The organism is Arenimonas metalli CF5-1 (genome assembly GCF_000747155.1).
Classification (GTDB): Bacteria; Pseudomonadota; Gammaproteobacteria; order Xanthomonadales; family Xanthomonadaceae; genus Arenimonas; species Arenimonas metalli.
Map to the genome: position 1 here is coordinate 1 of NZ_AVCK01000031.1, position 16,047 is coordinate 16,047.

Annotated in this window: 13 protein-coding genes and 1 riboswitch; of the genes, 8 read left to right on the forward strand and 5 right to left on the reverse strand. The window is 71.1% G+C overall.

Going from position 1 to position 16,047, the window contains the following annotated elements:
- The first annotated feature begins 49 nt into the window (after positions 1–49).
- The 4 genes from N787_RS10105 to N787_RS10120 are packed head-to-tail and all read left to right on the forward strand — an operon-like array spanning position 50 to position 3,514.
- Positions 50–253, forward strand: coding sequence for a zinc-finger domain-containing protein (locus N787_RS10105; protein ID WP_034213435.1), 204 nt, complete (start codon positions 50–52; stop codon positions 251–253).
- 13 nt (positions 254–266) lie between these two features.
- The gene (locus tag N787_RS10110; RefSeq protein WP_034213438.1) at positions 267–1,376 is read left to right on the forward strand and encodes a glycosyltransferase; all 1,110 of its coding nucleotides are present in this window, start codon (positions 267–269) and stop codon (positions 1,374–1,376) included.
- Positions 1,354–2,622 (forward strand): O-antigen ligase family protein, encoded by a 1,269-nt coding sequence (locus tag N787_RS10115; RefSeq protein WP_034213441.1) that lies wholly within the window; start codon positions 1,354–1,356, stop codon positions 2,620–2,622. Before N787_RS10110 ends, N787_RS10115 begins: the two co-directional genes overlap by 23 nt.
- A gap of 13 nt (positions 2,623–2,635) precedes the next feature.
- Entirely contained in the window at positions 2,636–3,514 is an 879-nt protein-coding gene (locus N787_RS10120) for a lysophospholipid acyltransferase family protein (RefSeq protein WP_052575359.1), read from the forward strand.
- On the opposite strand, the gene lpxL is transcribed toward N787_RS10120, so the two are convergent.
- Positions 3,515–4,426 carry an LpxL/LpxP family Kdo(2)-lipid IV(A) lauroyl/palmitoleoyl acyltransferase gene (gene lpxL, locus N787_RS10125; RefSeq protein ID WP_425387869.1) on the reverse strand — a complete coding sequence of 304 codons (912 nt, stop codon included), beginning with the start codon at positions 4,424–4,426 and terminating at the stop codon, positions 3,515–3,517. It abuts the gene before it with no gap.
- A 49-nt stretch (positions 4,427–4,475) separates the two neighbouring features.
- Here lpxL and waaA point away from each other — a divergent pair, with 49 nt between their 5' ends.
- A complete protein-coding gene (gene waaA, locus N787_RS10130) occupies positions 4,476–5,780 on the forward strand; it encodes a lipid IV(A) 3-deoxy-D-manno-octulosonic acid transferase (protein WP_052575360.1) in 1,305 nt (434 codons plus the stop codon).
- Positions 5,781–5,799: 19 nt separating this feature from the next.
- Here waaA and N787_RS10135 read toward each other — a convergent pair whose 3' ends face one another.
- From N787_RS10135 to N787_RS10145, 3 genes are all read right to left on the reverse strand, one after another.
- Positions 5,800–7,212, reverse strand: a complete 1,413-nt coding sequence (locus tag N787_RS10135; protein WP_052575361.1) for a TolC family outer membrane protein — start codon at positions 7,210–7,212, stop codon at positions 5,800–5,802.
- A 19-nt stretch (positions 7,213–7,231) separates the two neighbouring features.
- Positions 7,232–7,885 carry a protein-L-isoaspartate O-methyltransferase family protein gene (locus N787_RS10140; protein WP_034213446.1) on the reverse strand — a complete coding sequence of 218 codons (654 nt, stop codon included), beginning with the start codon at positions 7,883–7,885 and terminating at the stop codon, positions 7,232–7,234.
- A 206-nt stretch (positions 7,886–8,091) separates the two neighbouring features.
- Complete coding sequence (locus N787_RS10145) at positions 8,092–8,739, reverse strand: TetR/AcrR family transcriptional regulator (protein ID WP_034213448.1); 648 nt, start codon at positions 8,737–8,739, stop codon at positions 8,092–8,094.
- An 89-nt stretch (positions 8,740–8,828) separates the two neighbouring features.
- On the opposite strand from N787_RS10145, the gene N787_RS10150 reads away from it, so the two are divergent.
- From N787_RS10150 to thiC, 3 genes are all read left to right on the forward strand, one after another.
- Positions 8,829–9,935 (forward strand): efflux RND transporter periplasmic adaptor subunit, encoded by a 1,107-nt coding sequence (locus N787_RS10150; RefSeq protein ID WP_211252154.1) that lies wholly within the window; start codon positions 8,829–8,831, stop codon positions 9,933–9,935.
- Positions 9,936–9,947: 12 nt separating this feature from the next.
- Complete coding sequence (locus tag N787_RS10155) at positions 9,948–13,010, forward strand: efflux RND transporter permease subunit (RefSeq protein WP_034213452.1); 3,063 nt, start codon at positions 9,948–9,950, stop codon at positions 13,008–13,010.
- A gap of 151 nt (positions 13,011–13,161) precedes the next feature.
- Positions 13,162–13,259, forward strand: a riboswitch (TPP riboswitch).
- A gap of 64 nt (positions 13,260–13,323) precedes the next feature.
- Positions 13,324–15,207 carry a phosphomethylpyrimidine synthase ThiC gene (gene thiC, locus N787_RS10160; RefSeq protein WP_034213454.1) on the forward strand — a complete coding sequence of 628 codons (1,884 nt, stop codon included), beginning with the start codon at positions 13,324–13,326 and terminating at the stop codon, positions 15,205–15,207.
- A 42-nt stretch (positions 15,208–15,249) separates the two neighbouring features.
- On the opposite strand, the gene N787_RS10165 is transcribed toward thiC, so the two are convergent.
- Entirely contained in the window at positions 15,250–16,038 is a 789-nt protein-coding gene (locus tag N787_RS10165) for a hypothetical protein (RefSeq protein WP_034213455.1), read from the reverse strand.
- Between the last annotated feature and the right edge of the window lie 9 nt (positions 16,039–16,047).

Here is a 16,047-nt window from a genome sequence, read left to right on the forward strand (position 1 = left end):
CCCTTTTTTTGGGGGTAAAATGGCGGCCTGTCCTGGAGGATCCCCCGCCATGTCGCGAACCGACACCGCCACCGGCCGTGCCGCGGCCAATACCGAGCGCCGCTACGAGGTTCGCCGCGCCGAGCTGCCGCTGTCCTGCCCGACGCCGGCCATGGCCCTGTGGAATTCCCATCCCCGCGTCTACCTGCCGGTCGAAGAGAACGGCAGCGCCACCTGCCCGTACTGCGGCGCCGTCTACGTCCTGAAGGACTGACCCGGGCGCCCCCTTGCGCCGCCTGACCGTCGTCCAGCTGCTGCCCGCGCTGCATAGCGGCGGCGTCGAGCGCTCCACCCTCGAGATCGCGGCGGCCCTGGTCGCGGCCGGGCATCGTTCGGTCGTCATCTCCGCGGGCGGGCGCCTGGTCGAGCGCCTGGTTGCCGGCGGCAGCGAGCACATCGCGCTGCCGATCGGCCGCAAGTCGCTGTCCGCCCTCCGCACCGCTTTCGTCCTGCGCCGCACGCTCGCCGCGCTCAGGCCCGACCTCGTCCACGCCCGCTCGCGGCTGCCGGCCTGGCTTGCCCGCTTCGCGCTGCGCGGGCTGCCGGCGCCGCGCCCGCACTTCGTGACCACCGTGCACGGCATGAATTCGCCCGGCCGCTACAGCGGCGTGATGCGCTCGGGCGAAGCGGTCATCTGCGTCTCCGAAACGGTGCGCGCGTACGTGCTGCGGCACTGGCCCGACACCGATCCCGAGCGCTTGCACGTGGTGCCGCGCGGCGTGGACACGGCCGACTTCCCGCGCGGGTTCGTGCCGTCCGAAGAATGGCGCGACGCGTGGAAGATGCAGTACCCGGCGCTGCAGGGCGGCCGCGTGCTGCTGATGCCCGGCCGCGGCACGCGGCTCAAGGGCCACGCCGAGGCGATCGAACTGCTGGCGTCGCTGCGCGCCGAGGGCCAGGACCTGCGCCTCTGGCTGCTGGGCACCGACGAGCCTGGCCGCGAGGCCTATCTCGACGAGTTGCGCGCGCTGGCCGCCGCGCGCGGCGTCGCCGACGCGGTGTTGGCCAGCCCGCCGCGCCACGACGTGCGCGAGGCCTACGCGGTGGCCGATCTCGTGCTGCAGCTTTCCACCAAACCGGAAGCCTTCGGCCGCACCGTCGTCGAAGCCCTGTCGATCGGCCGCCCGGTGCTGGGCTGGGACCACGGCGGCGTCGGCGAACTGCTGCGTGCGCTGTATCCCGCGGGCGCCGTGCCCCTGGGCGATCGCGCCGCGCTGGCAAGGGCCGCGCGCACCCTGCTTGCCGCGCCGCCACCGATGCCGGTTACCATCCCCCACACCCTGGCGGCGATGCAGTCCGCCACCCTGGAAATCTATGACCAGCTCGTCGCCGACTGAAACCAGCCTGCGCTGGGCCCCGTGGTGGGTGCTCGCGTTCGTGGCGCTGTGGCCGGTGCATGGCCCGGCCGAAGTGGTGCTGTCGCTCGGCGCGCTGGCCGCGCTGGCGGTGCTGGCGCTGTCGCGCTTCCGCGGCGGCATGACCCTGCTGAGCCACGAAGCCTGGGCGCTGACCAGCGTGCTGTTCTGCGCGTACTGGATCCCCGAGCTGGTGTCGTCGATCGATGCCGTCGATGCCGGCCGCGCGCTGCGCGAATCGCTGGTGGACCTGCGCTACCTGCCCTTCCTGTGGCTGGTGGCGATGGCGGTGGCCGACGAGCGCGGGCGGCGCCTGACCTTCGGCGGCATCGCGGTGATCGCCACGCTGTGGCTGGTGGACGGGCTGGTGCAGGCGGCCACCGGCTGGAGCGTCGGTGGGCCCGCCACGGCCGATCGCCTCAGCGGCGTGTTCGGTGCCGAGAACCTGAAGCTGGGCCTGGTGCTGGCCAGCCTGGCGCCATTCCCGCTGGCGGCGGCCTCGCAGCGCTTCGGCGTGGTGGGCTGGCTGCTGATGGCGGCGGCGCTGGTGGTGGTGGTGCTGCTGGCCGGTGCGCGCGCGTCCTGGCTCACGCTGGGCCTGGTGCTGGTGTTCAGCGGCTGGCGCCAGCTGGGCAGCAAGCGCGCGATGCTGGTGCTGGGCCTGGGCGGCGCGCTCTTGTTTGCGCTGTCGATGACGTTCTCGGACAAACTGCAGGAGCGCGTCGAGCGCACCGAGGCCGCGCTCAACGGCGGCACCGAGGGCCTGGACCACGCGCTGTCGGGCCGCTTGCCGATCTGGCAGGCCGCCTGGAACATGGCGGTGGCGCATCCGGTCAACGGCATCGGCGTGCGCGGCTTCCGCCAGGCCTATCCCGAGTACGCGGTCGAAGGCGACCCCTGGCTGCAGGATGCCGAGCACGGCGCCGGTTACCACGCGCACCAGATCGTGCTGGAAGTGCTGAGCGAAACCGGTTCGATCGGGCTGCTGCTGTGGCTCGGCGGCGTGGCCCTGGCCTGGCGCGCCTGGCGCTTCGCCACGCCGGCGGCGCGCGCGCGCGCGGCCGTGCCGGCGTTGGCGCTGGGGGTCACCGTGTTCCCGCTCAACACCCATCTCGCGTTCTATTCGACCTTCTGGGGCGGGCTGACGCTGCTGCTGGCCGCGCTGTATTCCGGCAGCCTGCTGGCCCGGCCCGGCGACGCCGACGACGCCGATCCCGGCGCGCGCTGAGCCCCGGCCGGCGATGCGCTGCCTGCTGCTGACGCCCGTCATCGCCCTGGCCAAGGGCGTGGCGCGGCTGCCGCAGTCGATGCTGCTGGCGTTGGGGCGCGCGCTGGCCTGGTTGGCCTGGCCGCTGCTGGGCTCCCGGCGGCGCATCGCGCGCATCAACACCGACCTGTGCTTCCCGGCGCTGGCGCCCGGCGAACGCCGCCGCCTCGCCGATGCCAGCGTCGCCAACACCGTGGTCGGCGCGCTCGAGCTGCTGCGCGCCTGGCACGCGCCGGCGTCGTCGCTCGACGGCCTCGCGCGCATCGAAGGCCTCGGGCACCTGCGCGAGGCGCTCGCACGCGGGCAGGGCGTGCTGCTGATGTGCGGCCACTTCACCCACACCGAACTCGCCGTGCGGCTGCTGTCGCAGGCGCTGGGGCGGCCGGTGCGCGTGGTCGTGCGCCGGCACAACAATGCCTGCCTCGAGCGCTGGTTCGACCAGGCGCGCGCCGCGGTGTTCGGGCCCACCATCGGCAAGAAGGACGTGCGCGGCCTGCTGCGCGCGCTGTCCGCGGGCGAGCCGGTGGTGTACTCGGCCGACCAGAACTTCACCTACCAGAATGCCTTCGTGCCCTTCTTCGGCGTGCCGGCCTCGACCCTGACCGCGACGCCGGCCCTGGTGCAGCGCGCGAACGCCGTGCTGCTGCCGTTCTGGTACCGGCGCGAAGCGGACGGGCGCTACGCGATCCGCATCGAGCCGACCTGGCCGGGCTGGCCCGCGGGCGACCCGGCGCAGGACGCCGCGCGCTACATGCAGGAACTCGAAACCGTGGTGCGCGAAGCGCCGGATCAATACTTGTGGGCGCACCGCCGCTTCAAGACGCGGCCGCCCGGCGAAGCGCCGGTGTATTGATCAGTCGTAGCGGCGCTTGCTGCCGTCGGGCTGGCGCTTGAAGCGCTGGTGCAGCCACAGGTACTGCTCGGGGCAGCGGCGGATCAGGCTCTCCAGCGTCGCCATCACGCGCGCGGTGTCGGCCGTGGCGTCGCGCGAGGGGAAATCGGCCAGCGCCGGCAGCACTTCGATGCGGTAGCGCCCGTCCGGCAGGCGCTCGTGGAAAAGCGGCAGCACCGCCGCGCCCGACAACCGCGCCAGCTGGTGCGTGGACGTCAGGCTCCAGGCCGGCTGGCCGAAGAAGGGCACGAACACGCTGTCGCCGCGCCGCGTTTCCTGGTCGGGTGCGAACCACAGCAGGCCGCCCTGCTTCAGGTACCGGATCACCGGCCGCAGCTCGTCGCGCGCGAACATCGCCACCGCGTGCCGCAGCCGGCCGCGGCGCACGGCCCACTCCATCGGCGGCTGCTCGTGCGGGCGGTACATGCCGGCCAGCGGGATGTGCTGGCACAGCAAGCGCATGCTGATCTCGAGCGTGGTGAAGTGGGCCGACACCAGGATCACGCCGCGGCCGCCGGCGCGCGCGGCCTCGAGGTGCTCCAGCCCCGTGAGCTCGCATTCCGACGGCGCCGGCAGCCGGCCCCACCAGGCCCGCAGGAACTCGAACACGCCCAGGCCGAGGGCGCGGAAATTGCGGCGCAGCAGGTCTTCGCGTGCGGCGTCGGACAGTTCCGGGAAGCAAAGCGCGAGGTTGGTCGCCGCGGCACGCCGGCGCGAACCCAGCACCCGGTACAGCACGGCCCCCAGCGAGGGCCCGATCGCGCGGTGCAGCCACAGCGGCGCGCGCGCCAGCGCCCAGCCGAAGGCGATCGCCAGCCAGGTCGGCCAGTGGCGCGGGGACAGGGGCGGGGAAGACTCGGCCATGGCCCGCATTCTAGCCGCTGGCGGCGCAGGCCCGGCGGCCTCGGGTATCCTTCCGCGCATGCCACTCACCCTTGGGCAGCGCGCGCTGTTGGGCCTGTATTCGCTGGTCCTGCACCTGGCGTTCCCCGTCACCCTCTACCACCTGGTCTGGCGCGGCATGCGCCAGCGCGAGTACCTGCGCCGCTGGACCGAGCGCTACGGCTGGATCGAGGACAAGCTCGACCTGCACGACACGCTGTGGGTGCACGCCGTCTCGGTGGGCGAAGTGCTGGCGGCGCGGCCGCTGGTGGACGCGCTGCTGGAGAAGCACCCGGAGCGCCCGCTGCTGGTCACCACCATCACCCCGACCGGTTCGGAGCGCGTGCGCGCGATCTGGGGCGACCGCGTGCACCACGTCTACCTGCCCTACGACCTGCGCGGGATGGTGCGGCGCTTCCTCGACCGTGCGCGGCCGGCGCTGGCGGTGATCGTCGAGACCGAGATCTGGCTCAACCTCTACGTCGAATGCGGCCGCCGCGGCATCCCGCTGGTGATGGTGAACGCGCGCCTGTCGCAGCGCTCGCTGCGCGGCTACCTGCCGGTGCAGGCGCTGGCGAAGCTGGCGATGCGCGCCGTGCACCTCGTGGCGGCGCAATCGGGCCCGGACGCGGCGCGGCTGGCGCGGATCGGCGCCGACCCGGCGCGCATCCACGTCACCGGCAACCTCAAGTACGACCTCGCCATCCCGGCCGGCCTCGAGGCGCAGGCGGCTTCGTGGCGCAGCGAGTGGGGCGCGGGGCGCCCGGTGTGGATCGCCGCAAGCACGCATCCGCCCGAGGAAGCCGCGGTGGTGGCGCTGCACCAGCGGGTGCTGGCCGCGCATCTCGATGCGCTGCTGCTGTGGGCGCCGCGCCATCCCGAGCGCTTCAGCCCGGTCGCGCAGGCGCTGGCCGAGGCCGGCCTGTCGGTGGCCACGCGCCGCGGCGAGGGCCTGCCCGGCCCGGGCCACCAGGTGTTCGTGATCGACACGCTGGGCGAACTGCTGGGCTTCTTCGCCGCGTCCGACCTGGCCTTCGTGGCGGGCAGCCTGTGCGACGTGGGCGGGCACAACGTGCTTGAGCCGGCGGCGCTCGGCGTGCCCAGCGTGGTGGGCCCGCATACCTTCAATTTCGCCGAAGCCACGCGCCGCCTTCGCGACGCGGGCGCGCTGGTGCAGGCCGCGGACGCGGCGGCGTTGGGCGATGCGGTGTTGGCGCTGCTGGCGGATCCGGCGCGGCGCGCCGCGATGGGCGAGGCCGGGAGGCAGCAGGTCGGGGAACATGCCGGCGCGCTGGGCCGGACCCTGGACCTGCTCGAGGGCGTGCTCGCGGGCCGGCGCGCCTAGGCGCGCCGGCCGCGGGGGTTTACTGCGACAGCGACTCGTCGAGCGCCGCTTCCGCGTCCTGCACCAGCACGCGGTTCACTTCCTGCAGGTCGGCCAGGGCGATGGTGCCGGCGGCCTGCTTCAGGCGCAGGGTGTTGACCAGGAAGTCGTGGCGGGCGCGGGCGTACTCGCGCTGGGCCTGGAACAGCGACTGCTGGGTGATCAGCACGTCGACGATGGTGCGGGTGCCGACTTCCAGGCCGGCTTCGCTGGCCTCGTAGGCGGCCTGCGCCGAGACCACCGACAGGCGGCGCGCCTCGACCTCGGCCGAACCGGCGCCGAGCGAACGCTGGGCGTTGCGGGTCTGGCGCACCACGGCGCGGCGCTGCTGCTCGAGCTGGTCGGCGGCGGCGTCCCGGTTGTGCACGGCCTGGCGCACGCCCGACTGGGTGGCGCCGCCGGCGAAGATGGGCACGCTCAGCGTGACGCCGACGCGGGTGGACTCGCTGGTGTTGTCGAAGCTGGTGTTGCCCGGCAGCGGGGCGAAGATTTCGTTGTCGCCGTAGCCGTTGCCGTCGCTGTAGCTGGCGGTCAGGCCGAGCGAGGGCAGGTGGCCCGAGCGCGCGGTGCCGATGTCCTTCTCGGCGGCGGTGACGGCCAGCTCGCGGGCCAGCAGCGACGGGTTGTTCTCCATCGCCACGGCGACCCAGTCCTGGCTCACCAGCTCGGTCGGATCGGTCGGCTTGTAGTCCTTGTCCAGGCCCTTGAGGTTGTCGACCTCGGTGCCGGTGATCTCGGCCAGCGCTTCGCGGGCGTCATCGAGCGCATTGGCGGCGGCGATGGCGTTGGCGCGGGCGGTGTCGAAGCGGGCGCGGGCCTCGTGCACGTCGGTGATCGGGGCCAGGCCGACCTCGAGGCGCTTCTCGGCCTGGTCGAGCTGACGCTTCACCGAGCGCTCTTCGGCGCGCGAGGAGGCCAGCGTTTCGATGGCGGTCAGCACGTTGAAGTAGGCGGTGGACACGCGCACCACCAGCTCGTCCTGCGCGGCCTTGTACTCGGCCTCGGCCTGGGCGGCGCGGGCGCGGGCGGCGCTGAGGCGGGTGTAGTTGCCGTGGTCGTACAGGCTCTGGCGCAGGTTCACGCTCCAGCCGCGGATGGTGTTCTCGCTGCTGGATTCCGAAGGCGGCTGCACCACGGCGCCGAAGGCCTGCGAACCGGTGCTGTCGGTCTCGGTGCGGCTCCAGCTGACGCTGCCGTCGAGCTGGGGCAGCAGCGCGGCGCGGCTCTGCACCACGCCCTCGCCGGTGGCGAGGCTGCGCGACTCGGAGGCCGAGAGCACGGGGTCGCTCTGGCGCGCCATTTCGTAGGCTTCCAGCAGGTCGGCGGCGTTCGCGCTGCCGGCGGTGCCGGCCAGCAGGATGGCGAAGGTCAGGGGGCGGAGGCGCAGGCGCATGGGCAGGTCCTGTTGCTAATTAGAAGGCGAAGTGCGGCGCCGGGGCGGCGCCGTGCAGGTAGGGGACGTCGGTTTCGAACAGGCTTTCGCGGTGGAAGCCTTCGCCGCGGCGGGTGATGCGCAGGGCTTCCTGCACCGGCGAGGCGCCGTGGATCACGAACAGGCGGCCGCCGGGCTTGAGCCAGGCGCCGAAGCGCTCGGGATCGGTGGCGACGGCGCCGGTGACGCAGATCGCGTCGAACAGGCGGCCCGGCTGCCAGGTGAAGACGTCGGCGCATTCGAGCCGGACGTTGGTGACATGGTCGTTGGCCAGGCGCTGGCGCACGCGCTCGACGAAATCGGCGTGGCGCTCGACGCTGGTGACGTCGCGGGCCAGGGCGGCCAGGCAGGCGGTGATGAAGCCGGAGCCGGTGCCGATCTCCAGCACTTCGTCGCCGGGCTCGAGGTTCATGGCCTGCAGCATGCGGCCCTCGACCACGGGCTTCATCATCACCTCGCCGTGCTCGAGCGGCAGCGGCAGGTCGGCGAAGGCCAGCTTGCGGTGGCGCAGGGGCACGAAGTCCTCGCGGCGGACCGTCATCAGGGTGTCGAGCACGCGCGGGTCGAGCACGTCCCAGGGGCGCACCTGCTGTTCCACCATCGCGTGGCGGGCCTGCTGGAAATCAATCGGCATGTCGGCTAAATCCTTGAATCGCAAGGGTCGTGATTTTACGCCCCGCCCGGTGTCCGGCGAAAGGCAGGATGCAGGACCAGGAACGGTGGCGGCGTGAATGCGTTGACCCGCACCGGTTCCGGCGGTGCATGGACAGGATGCTGGCGGCCCCGCGGGGGCCAGTAGTGCCGATAGTCACCGGAACGCCCGACACGGGGGGCATGGATTCAGGCTCCGTGCCGGCCCGGGCCGTAGGCGCGCAGGAACAGGTCGACGGTTGCCTCGAGGTGCCTTTCCACCGCCCGCGGATCCAGCGGGTCGTGGCAGCCGCAGGTCAGCTTGGCGTGGTGCTCGCCCTTGAGCAGGCAGAAGAACTGCGAGGCGGCCAGGGCGCAGTCGGGGATGTGCAGCTCACCCGCGTCGTGCTCGGCCTGGAGGAAGGCGGCCAGGGCCTCGGTGGTCCGCTTCGGGCCGGCCTCCCAGAACAAGCGCGGCAGGTGCGAATCGTCCGGCAGCTGGCGCGACATCATCCGATGGATGTTGACGGCATCTTCGCTGGTGATCAGCGAAAAGAAGGCCCGGGCGATCCGCAGCAGCTGGCCGCGGATCGGGCCCTCGAACCGGGCCAGGAACAGGTCGGAGGGCAGCAGGTCCTCGCAGCGCGCCTTCACCGCCTCGACGAACAGCGTGTCCTTGTCCTGGAAGTGGCTGTAGACCGTCAGCTTGGACACGCCGGCGGTCTGGGCGATGGCGTCCATGCTCACCCCGTCGTAGCCGCGGGCCGGGAACAGGGCCTTGGCGGCGTCGAGGATGGCGGCGCGCTTCTCCAGGTCCTTGGGGCGGCCGGGGGCGGCGGGGCGGGTGGCTCGGGTCATGGCGAGATTATTATTGAACTCGGCGGTTTGGTAAAGATAGTATACCCCTCGGTTCACTAAAGCCTGACTCCCTGATGAGCGCTCCCGCCATGATCCCCCGCCTCCTGATCCTCCTCGGCGCCCTCGCGCTCTCGGCCTGCGGCAGCGACGAGCCCGCCGAGGGCCCGGCCCGCCCGGCCCTGGTCGTGCAGCCGGCCCCCGCGTCCGAAGTGCTGAGCGTGTACGCCGGCGAGGTCCGCGCCCGGAACGAGCCGGCGCTCGCCTTCCGCATCGGCGGCAAGATCACGCGCGTGCAGGTCGATGTCGGACAGGCGGTGAAGAAGGGACAGGCGCTGGCCGAGCTCGATGCCTCCGACGTGGCGCTGCAGCTGGAGGCCTCGCGCGCCGCGCTGGCCTCGGCGGAATCCGACTACTCGCTGGCCAAGTCCGAACTCGAGCGCTACCAGAGCCTGCTCGATCGCCAACTGGTCAGCCGCTCGCTCTACGACGCCCGGGTGTCCGCGCTGCAGGCGGCCGAAGCGCGCGTGCGCCAGGCCCGGGCCCAGGCCCGCGTGTCCGACAACCAGGCTGGCTATGCCGTGCTACGCGCGCCCGCCGACGGCGTGATCGCCCAGCGCCTGGCGGATGCGGGGCAGGTCGTGGCCGCGGGCCAGACCGTCTTCATGCTGGCCGAGAACGGCGACCGCGAAGTGCTGATCAGCGTGCCCGAGCAGAGCGCAGCCGATTTCAGCCCGGGCCGGGCGCTGGCGGTGGAGCTGTGGTCGGCGCCGGGCAAGCGCCTGCCGGCGACCCTGCGCGAGATCTCTCCCGCGGCCGATGCGCAGGCGCGCACCTTCGCCGCGCGCGTGAGCTTCGACGCCGGCGATGCCCGTGCCGAAGTCGGCCAGAGCGCGCGCGTTTACGCGCTGCAGGACGGGCCGGCCACGCTGTCGGTGCCGCTGTCCGCGCTGCACCAGAAGGATGGCCAACCGGCGCTGTGGGTGGTGGATCCCGCGACCTCGACCGTGCGCCTGAAGCCGGTGAAGACCGGCCCGTTCGGCGAGAGCCTGGTGCCGGTGGTATCGGGCCTGGCGCCGGGCGAGTGGATCGTCGCCGCCGGCGTGCACCTGCTGCTGGAAGGCCAGCGCATCAAGCCGATCGACCGCGAGAACCGCCCGGTCGTGCTTGCACCCGCCGCCGCACCCGCCGCGAACTGAGGCGTCCCCGACATGGCCTCGAACTTCAACCTCTCCGAGTGGGCGCTGCGCAATCGGTCGCTGGTGCTGTACGCGATGGTGGTGCTGGCCGTGGTCGGCTGGTTCAGCTACCAGCGACTCGGCCAGTCGGAAGACCCGCCCTTCACCTTCAAGATCATGGTCGTGCGCACCTTCTGGCCGGGCGCGACCGCCGAGGAAGTGGCGCGCCAGGTCACCGACCGGGTCGAGAAGGAAGTGATGGAGACCGGGCGCTACGAATTCGTGCGCTCCTACTCGCGTCCCGGCGAGTCGCTGGTGATGCTGATGAGCAAGGACTCGATGGTCTCGCGCGAGCTGCCGCAGCTCTGGTACGACGTGCGCAAGAAGGTGGGCGACATCCGCCACACGCTGCCGGCGGGCGTGGTGGGGCCGTTCTTCAACGATGAGTTCGGCGATACCTTCGGCAACATCTACGCCCTGTCCGGTGACGGCTTCGACTACGCGACGCTGAAGGACTACGCCGAGCGCATCGAGCTGGAGCTTCACCGCGTGCCCGACGTCGGCAAGATCGAGCTGGTGGGCCTGCAGGACGAGAAGATCTGGATCGAGCTGTCCAACACCAAGCTGGCCACGCTGGGCGTGCCGCTGGAGCTGGTGCAGCGCGCGATCGACGAGCAGAACGCGATCGCGCCGGCGAGCTTCTTCGAGACCGCCACCGATCGCGTGCAGCTGCGGGTGTCGGGGCGCTTCGACAGCGTCGAGCAGATCCGCGACTTCCCGATCCGCGTCGGCGACCGCAGCTTCAAGCTGGGCGACGTGGCCGAGATCACGCGCGGCTTCGCCGATCCGGCGGCGCCGCGGATGCGCTTCATGGGCGAAAATGCCATCGGCATCGCGGTGAGCATGCGCGCCGGCGGCGACATCATCCGCCTCGGCGACGTGCTGGACACCGAGTTCGCGCGCCTGCAGGAGAACCTGCCGGTCGGCATGACGCTGCAGAAAGTGTCGGACCAGCCCAAGGCCGTGCGCAGCTCGGTGGCCGAGTTCGTGCGGGTGCTGACCGAGGCGGTGATCATCGTGCTGCTGGTCAGCTTCTTCTCGCTGGGTTTCCGCACCGGCCTGGTGGTGGCGCTGTCGATCCCGCTGGTGCTGGCGATGACCTTCGCCGTGATGCATTACTTCGGCATCGGCCTGCACAAGATTTCGCTCGGTGCGCTGGTGCTGGGCCTGGGCCTGCTGGTCGACGACGCCATCATCGCAGTCGAGATGATGGCGGTGAAGATGGAGCAGGGCTACAGCCGCATGAAGGCGGCGGCCTTCGCCTATGAATCCACCGCGTTCCCGATGCTGACCGGCACGCTGGTGACGGCGGCGGGCTTCCTGCCGATCGCCACCGCGGCCTCGAGCACGGGCGAGTACACGCGCTCGATCTTCCAGGTGGTGACGATCTCGCTGATCCTGTCGTGGATCGCGGCGGTGGTGTTCATTCCTTACCTCGGCTACAAGCTGCTGCCCGATCCCAAGCCGCACGGCGATGGGCCGCAGCATGATCCCTACGCCACGAAGTTCTACCAAACGGTGCGCCGTTGGGTGACCTGGTGCGTGCGCCAGCGCAAGACCGTGATCGCGGTGACCGTGGCGGCTTTCGTGGCCTCGATCCTGCTGTTCCGGTTCGTGCCGCAGCAGTTCTTCCCGTCCTCGACCCGGCTGGAGCTGATGGTGGACCTGGAGCTGGCGGAGGGCGCCTCGCTGCATGCGACCGAAGCGGTGGCGCAGCGCCTGGAGGCCGAGCTCAAGTCCCGCGAGGACATCGAGAGCTACGTGGCCTACGTGGGCACCGGCACGCCGCGCTTCTACCTGCCGCTGGACCAGAAGCTGCCGCAGGCCAATTTCGCGCAGTTCGTGGTGCTGACGCCCGACATCGAGTCGCGCGAGGCGGTGCGGCAGTGGCTGATCGGGCTGTTCGACGCGAAGTTCAACGACGTGCAGGCGCGCGTGTCGCGGCTGGAGAACGGCCCGCCGGTGGGCTTCCCGATCCAGTTCCGCGTGTCCGGCGAACACGTGGACGACGTGCGCCGCATCGCCCAGCAGGTGGCCGAGAAGGTGCGTGCCAACGAGGCGGTCACCAACGTCAACCTCGACTGGGACGAGCCCAGCAAGGTGGTGCGCCTGCAGATCGACCAGGCCCGCGCCCGCGTACTGGGCATCAGCTCGGCGCAGGTCGCGGCGTTCCTGCGCGGCTCGCTGTCGGGCACCACGGTCAGCACCTACCGCGACGGCAACGAGCTGATCGAGATCCTGCTGCGCGGGCCGGCGCAGGAGCGCGAGCAGCTGTCGCTGCTGGGCAGCCTGTCGGTGCCGGCGGGCAACGGCCGCAGCGTGCCGCTGTCGCAGATCGCCACGCTCGAGTACGGCTTCGAGGACGGCATCATCTGGCACCGCAACCGCCTGCCCACGATCACCGTGCGTGCCGACATCTACGGCGAGAAGACCCCGCCCAGCGTGACGGCCGAGATCCTGCCGACGCTGGAGGAGATCCGGCTGGCGCTGCCGCCGGGCTACCTGCTCGAGACCGGCGGCACGGTCGAAGATTCCAACCGCGGCTCCAAGTCGGTGGCGGCCGGCGTGCCGCTGTTCCTGTTCGCGGTGACGACCCTGCTGATGCTTCAGCTGCGCAGCTTCCCGCGCACGGCCATGGTGCTGCTGACTGCGCCGCTGGGCCTGATCGGCGTGGTGCTGTTCCTGCTGGTGTTCCGCGTGCCCTTCGGCTTCGTGGCGATGCTGGGCACGATCGCGCTCAGCGGCATGATCATGCGCAACTCGGTCATCCTGGTGGACCAGATCGAACAGGACATCGCCGCTGGCCATCCGCCGGCGCAGGCGGTGGTGGACGCCACCGTGCGCCGCTTCCGCCCGATCGTGCTGACGGCCCTGGCCGCGGTGCTGGCGATGATCCCGCTGTCCCGCAGCGTATTCTTCGGCCCGATGGCCGTGGCGATCATGGGCGGCCTCATCGTGGCCACCGCCTTGACCCTGCTGTTCCTGCCGGCGCTGTATGCCGCTTGGTTCCGGGTGCCGCGGCCGGCCCGGGTTTGATGATTGGCCACGGATGAACACGGATAAAGGCGGATGAACACGGATAAGAGCGGATCCATTTGATCCTGGTCCGTGGTCAACTGTGTTTGTCCGTGTTCATCCGTGGCAAAAAACCGCCCTCGCATCGCGCCGGCCCCCGTGGTTCAATGTGCGCCTGAAGCGGGGGTGCCCGGGCGTGACGCGGGCTGAGAATTACCCTTCGAACCTGATCCGGCTCGCACCGGCGTAGGGAGCTTCGTGGTGCGGGCCCTTGCCTGCGCCCCGGCGCCGCCGCTTCGTTCCGCCCCGCCCGGGGCTTCAGAGGACGAAACGCATGAACGCCCTGCCCACCGAGCTGCTCCGCCAGGCCCAGCAGCTGTCCGAATCCGTGACGCGCCCGATCCCGGGCTCGCGCAAGATCCACGTCGAGGGCTCCCGCCCGGACATCCAGGTGCCGATGCGCGAGATCGCGCTGGACCCGACGCCGCGCATGTACGGCATCCAGGAGCCGAACGCGCCCTTCGTCGTCTACGACACCTCGGGCCCTTACAGCGACCCGAACGCCAACATCGACCTCGGCGCCGGCCTGGCCCCGCTGCGCGCGCAGTGGATCGCCGAGCGCGGTGACAGCTCCCCGCTGCCGGGCCTGAGCTCGGAGTTCGGCCGCGGCCGCGCCGCCGACCACAAGCTCGACAGCGTCCGCTTCCCGGCCCTGCGCCCCCCGCGCCGCGCGAATGCCGGCGCCAACGTCAGCCAGATGCACTACGCCCGCCGCGGCATCATCACGCCGGAGATGGAGTACATCGCCATCCGCGAGAACCAGCGGATCGAAGCCATCAAGGAAGCCCACCTGCTGCGCCAGCACGCGGGCGAGGCTTTCGGCGCCAGCATCCAGAAGTTCATCACGCCCGAGTTCGTGCGCGACGAGGTGGCCCGCGGCCGCGCGGTGATCCCTGCCAACATCAACCACCCGGAACTCGAGCCGATGATCATCGGCCGCAACTTCCTGACCAAGGTGAACGCGAATATCGGCAACAGCGCCGTGTCGTCGGGCATCGCCGAGGAAGTCGAGAAGCTGGTCTGGTCGATCCGCTGGGGCGCGGACACGGTGATGGACCTGAGCACCGGCAAGAACATCCACGAAACCCGCGAGTGGATCCTGCGCAACGCGCCGGTGCCGATCGGCACCGTGCCCATCTACCAGGCGCTGGAGAAGGTCGACGGCAAGGCCGAGGACCTGACGTGGGAGATCTTCCGCGACACGCTGGTCGAGCAGGCCGAGCAGGGCGTGGATTACTTCACCATCCACGCCGGCGTGCTGCTGCGCTACGTGCCGCTGACCGCCAAGCGCGTCACCGGCATCGTCAGCCGCGGCGGCAGCATCCTGGCCAAGTGGTGCCTGGCCCACCACAAGGAGAATTTCCTCTACACGCACTTCGAGGAAATCTGCGAAATCATGAAGGCCTACGACGTGACCTTCTCGCTGGGCGACGGCCTGCGCCCGGGCAGCATCGCCGACGCCAACGACGCCGCGCAGTTCGGCGAGCTCGAGACCCTGGGCGAGCTCACGAAGATCGCCTGGAAGCACGACGTGCAGACCATGATCGAGGGCCCCGGCCACGTGCCGATGCACCTGATCAAGGAAAACATGGACAAGCAGCTCGCCGTCTGCGGCGAGGCGCCGTTCTATACCCTGGGCCCGCTGACCACCGATATCGCGCCGGGCTACGACCACATCACGTCGGCGATTGGCGCGGCCATGATCGGCTGGTTCGGCACCGCCATGCTCTGCTACGTCACCCCGAAGGAACACCTGGGCCTGCCCGACAAGAACGACGTGCGCGAAGGCCTGATGGCCTACCGCATCGCCGCGCACGCCGCCGACCTCGCGAAGGGTCACCCCGGTGCGCAGGCCCGCGACAATGCGCTGAGCAAGGCCCGCTTCGAGTTCCGCTGGGAAGACCAGTTCAACCTGGGCCTGGACCCGGAGCGCGCCCGCGAATACCACGACGAGACGCTGCCGAAGGACGCCCACAAGGTCGCCCACTTCTGCTCGATGTGCGGCCCGCACTTCTGCTCGATGAAGATCACCCAGGACGTGCGCGAGTACGCCGCCAGCCAGGGCGTCACCGACGAGGCCGAGGCGCTGGAGAAGGGCATGGCCGAGAAGGCCGAGCAGTTCCGGGCCCAGGGGGCGCAGCTCTACCGGCGCGACTGAACGCGACCGCCCCGCGGCCGAAGACGGCCGCGGGGCGGGAGATCAGTAGGCGATGGTGTAGCTGAAGCCGGCGCCGATGTCGGGGCTGCCGTCCGACAGGCCCGCCAGTGCGTACACCTGCCAGCGGCTGCCGCCGTCGGTGCGCACCGAGTAGAAGGCCATTAGTTCGCTGCGGTCGTCGAAGCCATCCGACGCCGCCTCGCGCCACTCATACGACAGGCCCAGGCTGCCCGGACCCAGCGTGCGGCTGGCGCCGACATTGGCCCCGACGACGCTGTCGACGTCGATGAAGTCGGAGTCGCCCAGCACCGTGTAGCCCACGCCGCCGAACAGGGTGGTGCCGTCGAAGTCGCGGTAAAGGTCGAGCGCCAGGCCATAGTCGGTCGCGCCGGTGCCCAGGCCCTTGTCTTCGTCGGCGGTGCCGAACTTCACGTTGGCGGTGAGGTCCACGCCCAGCGGGCCGCCGGTGTCGAAGGCATAGGTCGCCGCCAGGCGCAGGTCGCCGATGCCCGAGGCGCTGCCTTCGGCCGGGGCGTCCGGCGCGCCGCCGTTGCCGCGGCCTCGCCCGCGCGGGTTGTCGTTCACCACCGAGCCCACGCCCGGCAGCACGTTCGGATCGCCGTCGATACGCAGCCAGGGCAGGCCGGCCTTGAAGGTCCAGGCGCCCGTGGTCCACTTGGCCGTGACGGGCACGGAGAAGATGTCGGTGGTGGTGTCGCTGCCGTATTCGCCGCTGCTGTAGTCGGCGCCCACGGACAGGCTGGCGCCGTCCTCGGCCTGCACGGCGACGCTGGCCAGCGCCAGCGCGGCGCAAAGGGTGGTTCGAAGCATGGGGTGTCC